Here is a 10,789-nt window from a genome sequence, read left to right as displayed (position 1 = left end):
GGGCGTGTAGCGTGGAGATGGAAGGAAATTCATTCATCGCTCCTCCTGAGTTGGAAAGACTATATTCACGGGAAGATGGGCCGGGGTGGCTGCCGCAGGAGAGAGGCTGAGTAGAGTGGCTGTAGAAAAAGGCTGGGGGAGAGACTGCGCGCCGGGTTCCATTATAAAGAAAACGTTCTGCTGGAACGGGTTCCAGGAACGCGACTTATTTCCCGCTTGGACTCACCTGCAGCCCGGCTTCCACGAAGCGGATCCATTCCTGCGCGGCGAACGAGATATATTTGTCCTTCCGCCAGATCATGGACAGCTGCCAAGGGATTGATGGGTGTACTACCGGAATGGACGCGAACCTGCGTGGATCGAGCCCGCGGCAGACGCCCTCGGGCAGGAGCGTGATCCCGTATTTGGCGGCGACCATCTCAGTCATGAAATCCCACTGGGAGCTCTCGAAGACGACCCGCGGCTCGAAGCCCGCCGTTCTGCACTGCTCCTTGATCAGGTGGTGCAGGGTGAAGTCTTCGCGGAACAGGATGAAGCCCTCCTGCTCCAGATCCCTAAGCCGGACGGCATCTCTGGCGGCCAGGCGGTGCTGCGCATGGACGACCAGATATAGATCCTGATTGATACAGGGCAGGATGTGGAATTTGTCTTCGTCCTTCACGGGAAGAATGACCATACTGAAATCCAGTTCGCCTTGGAGCACATCCTGTTCGAGGCTTTTGCCTCCCTGTTCCATCACCTGCAGGCGGATCTGCCCGTATTCCGTAAGAAAGCTTTCAATGATGGAAGGCAAAAAATACCCCCCGATCATCGGAGGGATGCCGAGGCGCAGCGTTCCTTTCTTCAAGGAGACGACTTCCTCCAGCTCGCTTGCCATGCTTTCGACCGATTGCAGAATCCCCTTAGCTGACTGCAGGATGCGCAGCCCCGCATCGGTCAGCTGGATCTGTTTGGCCGAGCGGTCGATGAGCTGGGCGCCGAGATCTTCCTCGAGCAGCCGCACCATCTTGGACAAGGACGGCTGGGTGATATGGAGCCGGCGGGCGGCCTGGGTGAAGCTGCCCTCTTCAGCCACGGCCACAAAGTAGGTCAAATGCCTTAGATCGATCATGGGTGCTCCTCTCATGGGTACGTTCGGCTGTTCGCCTGAAGTATAGTGAAAAGGAATGTAAACTATTCGTTATATGTATTTTACCTATACTCCATGGAGGAGTAAACTAGGCTCTGTTCAAAAAACAAACAGAAAATAGGTGCTTCCAAGTGAACAACATCAAGGATACTCTTCTTCCATTCTCCACACTGCCCGCCCAGGCCGCCTCGGCGTCCCTTACCATAAAAGACTCTATCGTTCTTCCGCCCGATACGAATCATCACGGTACGATCTTCGGCGGCAAGCTGATGGCTTATATCGACGACGTCGCAACGATTGCGGCTACCCGCCATGCCCGCCGTCCCGTCGTGACAGCCTCCACGGATTCCGTGGACTTCCTGCATCCCGTGAAGAAAGGGGATGCGGTCAGCTTGTCCGCCTTCGTCACGTGGTCCCACAAGACGTCGATGGAAGTGTTCGTCCGTGTCGTAACGGAAGATCTGCTGACAGGCAAGCGCAAGACTTGCGCCACTTCGTTCCTGACGTTCGTGGCACTGGGCGAAGACAACAAGCCGGCAGAAGTGCCGGCGGTGCTTGCCGAAACCGACGAAGAACAGCTGCTTTACAATACCGCACCTGAGCGCAAAGAAGCGCGTAAAGTCCGCCGGCAGGAGAGCAAGCATTTTGCGGACTTCATGGGTACGGAGTACACATTCAAGGCATCGAAGAAAATCCCGGCGCCGCGGCGGTCCTTCAACAAAGAATTCGAAAGCGCTTGGGAAGCGGAATGGTAGGCGCATGACAGAAGCATTAGCATTAGCTCCGTGCAAGGCAGCGAAAGTGAACAGGCTGGCTGGGGAACTGGGATGCGTACAGAACTGCATAACGCCATGGCAAAGAAGGGCTATCCACTACGGATCGCTCTTCTTTGCCATACTACCAGTGCAGCGATTCGCCCAGAATCAGCCGCCCGGAGAGCACGCCGAAGAGCGGGATCAGGAACAGATACGCATTGGCCATACCCGGATCGCTGTGCCCGAGAACATAGTACCAGGCGACGAACTGGGCGATCGAGCTCATGAGGTCAGCCACAGGATCACGAAGAGCTCCGTGAACCCACGGGAGGTGTCCTAAGAATCATAGCGGCCCGAGGGCTAAGCGCTGTTTTCCGGTTTGCCGGTGGACGGTTGTTGGGGTGTGGTACGATTACTCGCTGCCGCTGTCTTCGTGAGTATGATCCCAGGCCATAGAGAAGAGGAATCGCCCTCTTCCAAGTCCTTCCCGGTGTCAACGGGCACCCATTCGGGGTAAACACTCCTAACACGGACAACCTGTGAACATCAAAATACATAGAACGGGGAGGAAACAGCATGCAGTGGAAGGGCAGACGGGGCAGCGGCAACATCGAAGACCGCCGGGGAACGGGCGGGGGACTAGGCGGCGGGAAGCTTGTCGGCGGCGGCATCGGCGGGATTATCCTTATCGTCATCGTAACGCTGCTTGGCGGGGGAGGCCCGGCGGATATCTTGGGCGCGATCACCGGATCCGGCTCGAACGCCGCTTACCAGGAATCCGCGCAGGATAAGGAACTCTCCGAATTCGTGTCGGTGGTCCTGGCAGACACGGAGGACGTATGGACGGAGGTGTTCCGGGAGCAAGGGCTCGAATATAAGAAGCCTACGCTTGTCCTCTATTCCGGGAGCGTCCAGTCCGCCTGCGGGGTGTCGGGGGCTTCGGCCGGGCCGTTCTACTGTCCGGGCGACCAGAAGCTGTATATCGACCTGAGCTTCTACGATGAGCTGCAGCAGAAATTCCAGGCCCCGGGGGACTTCGCCATGGCCTATGTTATCGCACACGAAGTGGGACATCATGTGCAGACGCTTCTTGGGACGACGAACAAGGTGATGCCGCTGCGGGAGCAGCTCAGCGAAGCCCAATTCAACCAGTACCTGGTCCGCTTCGAGCTGCAGGCCGACTACCTGGCGGGCGTGTGGGCCCATCATGCCAAGGGGCAGCAGCTGCTTGAAGAGGGGGATCTCGAAGAGGCGTTAACCGCGGCGAGTGCGGTGGGGGATGACAGCATCCAGAAAAAATCGCAGGGTTATGTCGTGCCGGAGAGCTTCACACACGGGACATCCGAGCAGCGGAAGCAATCGTTCTACGAGGGCTTTGAGACCGGCCGTCTCGGCGGCAGGGATCCGATGGCCGTAAGCGCTCCATGAAGCCGGAGGTTCATTCAGGGCTTCGGCAGCTGTAAGCTGTACACGGATTTTGTACCTTAACCTCTGATCCCCGGGCATATTCAAGACCCATGTGCTGTTCGGCCAGCTCTATTACCCTATAACCTCCCGGAGTGAGCACCAGATATCGCTTGTCTTCCACATTATCGCGATCCCCGGCTACCGCTATCTTACCCGATTAGAACACGGACAGTTTTCTTATAATAAAATACGCCGTATACAATATTTTAGCGTGGATGATATCCTAATAATTAATAAGTATCGAAAGGGTGACCCCGAGCCAATGATCTACTAATCCTACTCCGCAAAAGAAAATTTCGTAATCTTACGAATTTCTGGATAGGATTAGTGTGGGCTTTTTCATATTAACGATGAGATATTGCTTCCTTGGAAGGAAGCAGTGTATCTTTTTGTTCGTATGCATGCTTCCTATCCAGTAACTATTGGATAAGGAGGCTTTTTTTATTGTAAGAAAGAGCAATACAGGAATGCGTGTGATGTTCTTCAAATCATTACTCAACCATAGGAGGGCTCTGTATGTTTAAAATTACTAATAATAGAATCGTGCTTACGATTCTAATGATCAACATATTCATTGTTATGGTGGGGGTTGGGTTAATTACCCCTATCCTGCCGCAACTCATCATTGAATTTGGAGCAAGCGGACAGTCGATTGGATTATTAGTAGGAGCCTATGGAATTACACAGTTCCTCCTTTCTCCAATAACTGGGCGACAGTCTGATCGATTTGGGAGGAAAGTATTCATCGTTACAGGCATCATTGTCTTTGCTGTAGCTAAATTAATATTTGCTATTGGATACGTGTTGTGGATGCTGTACGCCTCCAGGCTGCTGGAGGGAGTAGCTGCAGCTTTAATAGTCCCCCCAATGATGGCATATGTAGCTGATATTACAACGACCGAGGAGCGTGCTAAGGGAAATAGTCTGTTAGGCGCAGCAATGTCATTCGGATTTGTTATCGGACCTGGACTTGGAGGTATTCTTGCAGGGTATGGAACGAGAGTGCCGCTTTGGGTAGCGACAGGCGCGGCTATTATTGGAGTAGTTTTTTCAATAGTCTGTTTGCCTGAAAGTCTATCGAAAGAACAAATGAAAGCAGCGAGGGCCAAGGTTACTCAGAAAGAATCGTTTCTTAAACAGTACGCGAAATCTTTGAAATCGAAGTATGCCATGTTCTTTGTTCTGATTCTTGTGATGACCTTTGGACTTGCTAATTTTGAATCTGTTCTTGGTTTGTATGTAACGAAACGTTTTCAATTTTCACCGCAAAACATTGCTATGATTCTGACAACAGGCGCTGTTATTGGAGTTGCAATGCAGGCATTCATCGTTGCAAAAGCAATTAAGATGTTTGGTGAAAAAAAGGTGATAAAAATCTCTCTTTTTACGACCTCGTTTGCTTATGTTGTCTTTCTATTTGTGAAAAGTTTTTGGGGTATAATTTTGGTAACCTCCGGTATTTTCTTTGCTACTGCTATTCTTCGTCCAGCTTTAAATACACAATTATCGAAGATGGCAGGAAGTGAACAAGGATATGTAGCTGGTATGAATAATGCGTATATGAGTGTCGGCAATATTTTAGGTCCCATTGTAGCCGGGTTCTTATTTGATGCCAATATGTTCGCTCCATTCGTAACAGGCTGTAGTATTCTGTTTGTTGCTTTTTTGATGACTCTAAAATTCAAATAAAACTTGGCTAAAAAAGGAGCGCCTCGGTATGATGGTTTTGTCCAATACACCATCAAGGAGGCGCTCCTTACTATGAAGTGTAAGCATTCTGACGCACAAAATCAACGGATTGAACGAATTACTACCTCTCACCTCGTTGTAGGAATTGATATGGCCAAGGAAACTCATGTCGCACAAGCCACCAACTTCCGGGGAATCGTCCTTTCCAGTCGTCATCTTGCGGGTGCCTCCTGAACTTGTTCAAGCGTTCTCAAAGAGCTATAATGGACAAGGGAATCATACAGCATGTTCGTGTAAATTCATTATTGAAAGAGAGCGGAGACATATGGGCCGTAAATGGAACAATATTAAAGAGAAAAAAGCATCCAAGGATGCCAGCACAAGCCGTATATACGCCAGGTTCGGCCGTGAGATCTACGTCGTGGCAAGACAGGGCGAGCCGGATCCCGAATCGAACCGTGCGCTGAAGGTCGTCCTCGAACGCGCCAAAACGTACAATGTTCCCAAAGCGATCATTGACCGTGCGATCGAGAAGGCCAAAGGCGGCGGGGAAGAGAACTATGACGAGCTCCGCTACGAGGGCTTCGGTCCCAACGGCTCGATGGTGATCGTCGATGCGCTGACCAATAACGTGAACCGGACGGCTTCGGAAGTGCGTGCCGCCTTCACCAAGAACGGCGGAAGCCTCGGCGTGAGCGGTTCCGTAGCCTACATGTTCGATGCGACGGCGGTTATCGGCGTGGCGGACAAGACGGCCGATGAGGTGTTCGAGATTCTGGTAGAAGCGGAAGTGGACGTCCGCGATATCCTCGAGGAAGAGGACGCCGTCATCGTCTATGCGGCGCCGGAGCAGTTCCATGCCGTGCAGGAGGCGTTCAAGAATGCCGGGGTGACCGAGTTTACGGTAGCGGAGCTTACCATGCTCGCCCAGAACGATTTGACCCTTCCGGAAGACGCCCAGGCGCAGTTCGACAAAATGATCGATGTGCTCGAAGACCTGGAGGATGTGCAGCAAGTGTATCACAACGTGGATTCCGGGGAGTAAGCGGAGTTTGCGGAGCGAATAGGAGCCTGCTTGGGAGAGATCCCGGCAGGCTTTTTTGATGTCTAAGTATATCTCGCCAGGGCTCTCAATCCTGTAATCTTATCTTGGTCGTGCGGCTGCGGCCGGAGCTCCCCGAGACGCCGATTAGCCCCCTGGATCGCCAGAGGGCTGTGCGGCAGATCAGCCATGTTACTTCAAATAGTCCTTCTTCTTGGCACCGCCGAGCAAAGCGTAGCCTCCGATGACGATCAGGGCGATCGCTACGAATGGTCCGCGGCCGCTCAGCTGGTTTAGGAGCGTCCCTAGCGTGAATACGGTGAAGAACAACAGTGAGATCACGGTCAGGATCGTAATGGGAATGAGCAGGTGACGGCTGCGGCTGCCGTAGAGATAAAATTCATAGAGGCCGACGGCGGGCGCAAGCACGAAGCCCGGCCACATCGAACCCCAAGCGTCGAAGAGCATGGAGATCTGGCACACGATCGCTACGGTGACCAGGATCCCTCCGGGAATCAAAAGCCCTGGAGCGCGGGGCGCCGTCATGGAAAAGTACAGCCAGTGGAAAAATAAGCCCAGCGGCAGTATGAATATGCTCGCCCAGTAATATTCGAAAATGGTGCCGACACCGATATGCTGCCCTTGGTTCAGGAATAAGCCTGCTCCCAAGAGGATCAGTACGATGCCGATTATGTATCTGCTCACGTGTCGTATCCTCCTTTCCTCCAGAATGGGTTACATTGATGTTAACATATTCCAGAAGTTCTGGACACCCATCTCAAGGGAAGCAGGGTACTGGACTTAAGTCCAGGAAATTTACATAACATCCACATGGGGATGATGCTCCATTAACATGCAATCTTTATATTTTAAGAGACTTTACTCTAGGATCTTAGCAAAGGAGACTCGGGTTATGAACGAAGACAAGCCCACGATGCTGCAACGGTTACTGAATATGGATGAACTGAAGTCAGCAACGATGGACCGCAGGAGCTTCCTGCGGGCTACAGGGAAACTGGCAGCGGTTACCTTCGCCATGAACCTGGCCGGTACGCTGCTGGAGACGCCGAAGGTTGGGGCGCAGGGGGAGGCCCTCTTCAAGAGCTATCCCTTCACCCTCGGCGTTGCCTCGGGCGACCCGCTGCCGCACGGGGTGGTCCTGTGGACCCGCTTGGCGCCGGATCCGCTGAACGGCGGAGGGATGCCGCATCACGACGTGCCGGTCAAGTGGGAAGTCGCGGAGGACAAGAACTTCCGCCGTGTCGTGCGGCATGGCGTAGAGTTTGCAAGGGAGAGGCTCGGCCACTCGGTGCATGTGGAAGTGGAGGGGCTGGAGGCCGATCACGTCTACTATTACCGGTTCAAGGCCGGGAACGAATACAGCCCGGCAGGCAGGACGAAGACCCTTCCCGCACACGGCAGCCGGACGGCAGGGATGGTATTTGCTTTTGCCTCCTGTCAGAACTGGCAGGACGGCTATTTTACGGCTTACAAGCATATGAGCCAGGAGAAGCTGGATCTGGTGTTCCATCTCGGAGACTATATCTATGAAGGGGGAATCAGCCCCAAAGCAAGAGCCCATAACAGCGCCGAGATCATCACGCTGGAGGATTACCGGAACCGGTATGCCCTGTACAAATCGGATGCGGACCTGCGGGCCGCCCATGAAGCCTTCCCTTGGGTGGTCACGATGGACGACCACGAAGTGGAGAACAATTACGCGGGGCCGATCCCCGAGAAGGACCAGCCTCTCGAACCGTTCGTCGCCCGCCGTGCCGCGGCCTACCAGGCTTACTACGAACATATGCCGCTGCGCCGCTCGTCCCTGCCCAGCGGGACGGAGATGCAGATCTACCGGCGCTTCGCCTATGGGAACCTGGCGGAATTCCATGTGCTGGATACCCGCCAATACCGGGACGATCAAGCCAACGGGGACGGGTCCCAGGAGCCGAACGAGGCATCGAATGACCCGAAGCGTACGCTCACGGGGAACAAGCAGGAACGCTGGCTGCTCGAAGGTCTCGGCCGGTCCAGGGCGCGCTGGAACGTGATCGCCCAGCAGGTGTTTTTTGCGAAGCGGGATTTCAAGCAGGGGGACGGCGAACTGGTCAGCATGGATGCGTGGGACGGCTATCCGGCGAACCGGGAGAGGATCGTGAGCTATATCCGGGACCGTAAAGTGAAGAATGTCGTCGTGCTGACCGGGGATGTCCATGCGAACTTCGCCAATGAAATCAAAGCGGACTTCGAAGATGCGAATTCGCCGGTGATCGGGGTGGAGTTCGTGGGAACATCGATCTCGTCCGGCGGGGATGGCGCCGACACGGCCGCAAGTACCCCGGCGGTTCTTGCGGAGAATCCGCATATCCGCTTCCACAACACCCAGCGCGGTTATGTGCGGTGTACCCTCACCCGTGAGAGCTTCCAGGCGGATTATATGGTGCTGCCTTATGTAAGCCAACCGGATGCCCCAGTGAGCACGCGGGTCTCCTTCCTCGTCGAGGAGGGCAAGCCGGGATTGAAGAAGATATATGACGCTTCCTCGCTGGTGACGTCCTGATTTTTACTCGTCCGGCCTTCTTTACGCCCCAAATTCTGTAATCCCAACTTCTGTAATCCCAACATCATTCTGGGCCAATCGCTAACCCGCTTCCCGGTCATCGGGGAATGCCGCTTTCAGTGGATGGATTCATGGCTTGGTTCATCCTCTTCTTCCCAAGGTAAAAAGAGCATAGCAGTTCATGCAGCCAAGGGAGGAATGGGATCATGAAAGAGAAGCGCTTAAGCGGCAAGACAGCCGTAGTGACGGGAGGCGCCTCGGGCATCGGGCGCGCCTCCGCGATCCGGTTGGCGGAGGAGGGGGCCAAGGTCTGCCTGCTGGACCGCAGTACCGGGGAGGCGGAGGAAGTCCGTAGAGCCATCGAAAGCGCGGGAGGGGAAGCCTGGGTCGTGGCATGCGACGTGTCGGATCCGGATCACATCCGTGACGGGATCGGCGAGGCGGTGCGGCGTTGGGGGCGGCTCGATATCGTATTCGCGAATGCCGGGGTGAACGGAACGGTCGCTCCCATCGAGACGATGGAGGTAGATGATTGGGACGAGACGATCTCGATCAATCTCCGCGGAACGTTCGCCACGGTCAAATATGCGGTGCCCCATCTGAAGGAAAAGGGCGGCAGCATCATCATCACGAGCTCCATCAACGGCAACCGGGTATTCTCCGGCTTTGGCTTCGGCGCCTACAGCACGACCAAGGCCGGACAGGTGGCATTCATGAAGATGGCCGCACTCGAGCTGGCCCAGTTCAAGATTCGGGTGAACGCCGTTTGTCCCGGCGCCATCGAGACGAATATTGGCAGGAATACGCATCCGATGCCGGAGCTCGAGGAGATCCAGATTCCCGTCGAGTTCCCGGAAGGCGGGCAGCCCCTCGCCGATGGCCCCGGCCGGCCGGAGCAGGTCGCCGACCTGGTGCTGTTCCTGGCGTCGGGGGAATCGAGTCATATCACGGGTACCGCTGTCTATATCGACGGCGCCGAATCGCTGCTGCACGGCTAGGCAGCCCGAAGGGACAACAGCCAAAAGGCTCTATCCGCAGCACCTGCGATAGAGCCTTTTGGCTGTTGTGTATTTATGCGCGCAGGAGGGCCCGCTCCGCAGTATATCTTCATTCGCCGACCGCTTGCTTGCGCTCAAGGCTCATAGATTACGGTGACCTCGATCTCCTGATCGTAATTGCCGAACTGCCGGCCGAAGAGACTCACCCCGCCGGGATGCTGCGCCGTCTCGGGGCAGGCGATCTTGAAGAACAGATCGCTGCCCGGGCCGATGGCCAGGTCGGAGGAGCGCAGGTCCGACAGACGGACACCGTCCAGGTAGGTGCCCCGCTCATCCACGGTGATCGTCTTGAGCAGGCCGTGCTGGGTGCCGAGATTCCACCACCGTGGCGTATAGACGCCCGGCGTGCTGCCGAAGTCGCCGGGGCATGTCCAGGTTCCAAGCGTGACGCCGTTGATGGAGAAGGTCATGTCGGACGGCCAGTTCTCATTGTAATCCGGGGCTTCGGAACAGACTTCAAGGGAGATGGAGAGGCTGCGCACCGACTGCCGGCCGACAAGGTAATTCGGTATGCGGTATTCAATGAAGCCCGTGCCGAACCACAGATGTTTCGCCTTGACATGCTCCGGGTCGGAGAAATAGCGGGGGTCATCGACGAGTCCGATGATCGCGGTCTCCGAGGTCAGTCCGCACGTAGGCTTCACACTGTGCCTTTCATACTGGCCTACCGGAATCGAGACGGCATACCGGAACGGGTCCTGCAGCTGCGGGGGCGGCGTCTTGAGCTGCAAGAGGATGGAGTCGGGCAAGAGAAAGCAGACCTTGCGGCGGCCCCGTGTGCCGGAGATGCTCTCGGTACCTACGATGCCGTGCTCCTCCAGCTTCTGGATATGCTTTGTAATGATGGCCGAGGAGAGCTGCAGCGCCGCCGCCAGTTCCTTGATATTCATAGGCTGCCCGTCCAGCAGCTCGATGATCTTGACGCGCGTCTCCGAAGCAAAGCATTCAAGCAGGGGCATATTCCGGCTGTTGACTTGGATGTTCATAGGGAGGACCTTTCCGTACTGTTTTTTTAATTATATTCCCCGAAAGTTAATTAATCAACTGGCAGCAGGGGATACCCTCTTATCTTGGCTTCGCGCGGGATTC

Annotated in this window: 10 protein-coding genes and 1 pseudogene; 7 read left to right on the top strand and 4 right to left on the bottom strand. The window is 55.1% G+C overall.

From position 1 onward, the window contains the following. Window positions 1-205: 205 nt before the first annotated feature. Window positions 206-1,108: a LysR substrate-binding domain-containing protein gene (locus O9H32_RS13005; protein ID WP_406627311.1), complete on the bottom strand. Its 903-nt coding sequence runs from the start codon at window positions 1,106-1,108 to the stop codon at window positions 206-208. A 161-nt stretch (window positions 1,109-1,269) separates the two neighbouring features. On the opposite strand from O9H32_RS13005, the gene O9H32_RS13000 reads away from it, so the two are divergent. Then, window positions 1,270-1,884, top strand: a complete 615-nt coding sequence (locus O9H32_RS13000) for an acyl-CoA thioesterase (RefSeq protein ID WP_406627310.1) — start codon at window positions 1,270-1,272, stop codon at window positions 1,882-1,884. 142 nt (window positions 1,885-2,026) lie between these two features. On the opposite strand, the gene O9H32_RS12995 is transcribed toward O9H32_RS13000, so the two are convergent. Then, window positions 2,027-2,170, bottom strand: coding sequence for a hypothetical protein (locus O9H32_RS12995; protein WP_269866522.1), 144 nt, complete (start codon window positions 2,168-2,170; stop codon window positions 2,027-2,029). A 290-nt stretch (window positions 2,171-2,460) separates the two neighbouring features. Here O9H32_RS12995 and ypfJ point away from each other — a divergent pair, with 290 nt between their 5' ends. The 4 genes and pseudogenes from ypfJ (at window position 2,461) to O9H32_RS12975 (ending at window position 6,085) form a co-directional block, all read left to right on the top strand. Then, window positions 2,461-3,312, top strand: coding sequence for a KPN_02809 family neutral zinc metallopeptidase (gene ypfJ, locus O9H32_RS12990; RefSeq protein WP_269866521.1), 852 nt, complete (start codon window positions 2,461-2,463; stop codon window positions 3,310-3,312). 555 nt (window positions 3,313-3,867) lie between these two features. Beyond that, window positions 3,868-5,040, top strand: coding sequence for an MFS transporter (locus tag O9H32_RS12985; RefSeq protein ID WP_269866520.1), 1,173 nt, complete (start codon window positions 3,868-3,870; stop codon window positions 5,038-5,040). A 72-nt stretch (window positions 5,041-5,112) separates the two neighbouring features. Further along, a pseudogene (locus O9H32_RS12980) lies at window positions 5,113-5,250 on the top strand (IS110 family transposase); the annotation flags it as partial. 115 nt (window positions 5,251-5,365) lie between these two features. Further along, complete coding sequence (locus O9H32_RS12975; protein WP_269866519.1) at window positions 5,366-6,085, top strand: YebC/PmpR family DNA-binding transcriptional regulator; 720 nt, start codon at window positions 5,366-5,368, stop codon at window positions 6,083-6,085. 189 nt (window positions 6,086-6,274) lie between these two features. Here O9H32_RS12975 and O9H32_RS12970 read toward each other — a convergent pair whose 3' ends face one another. Continuing rightward, the gene (locus O9H32_RS12970; RefSeq protein WP_406627309.1) at window positions 6,275-6,796 is read right to left on the bottom strand and encodes a hypothetical protein; all 522 of its coding nucleotides are present in this window, start codon (window positions 6,794-6,796) and stop codon (window positions 6,275-6,277) included. Between the two features lie 199 nt (window positions 6,797-6,995). On the opposite strand from O9H32_RS12970, the gene O9H32_RS12965 reads away from it, so the two are divergent. Further along, the gene (locus O9H32_RS12965; RefSeq protein ID WP_269866517.1) at window positions 6,996-8,642 is read left to right on the top strand and encodes an alkaline phosphatase D family protein; all 1,647 of its coding nucleotides are present in this window, start codon (window positions 6,996-6,998) and stop codon (window positions 8,640-8,642) included. A gap of 206 nt (window positions 8,643-8,848) precedes the next feature. Then, a complete protein-coding gene (locus O9H32_RS12960) occupies window positions 8,849-9,640 on the top strand; it encodes an SDR family oxidoreductase (protein ID WP_269866516.1) in 792 nt (263 codons plus the stop codon). 134 nt (window positions 9,641-9,774) lie between these two features. Here O9H32_RS12960 and O9H32_RS12955 read toward each other — a convergent pair whose 3' ends face one another. Next, window positions 9,775-10,686 carry an ArsR/SmtB family transcription factor gene (locus O9H32_RS12955; protein ID WP_269866515.1) on the bottom strand — a complete coding sequence of 304 codons (912 nt, stop codon included), beginning with the start codon at window positions 10,684-10,686 and terminating at the stop codon, window positions 9,775-9,777. Window positions 10,687-10,789: the final 103 nt, after the last annotated feature.

The sequence above is a fragment of the Paenibacillus caseinilyticus genome (assembly GCF_027533645.1).
Taxonomy (GTDB): Bacteria; Bacillota; Bacilli; order Paenibacillales; family NBRC-103111; genus Paenibacillus_G; species Paenibacillus_G caseinilyticus.
Note: the sequence above shows the minus strand (reverse complement) of the source record. Positions and strands in the feature narration are given on the sequence as shown.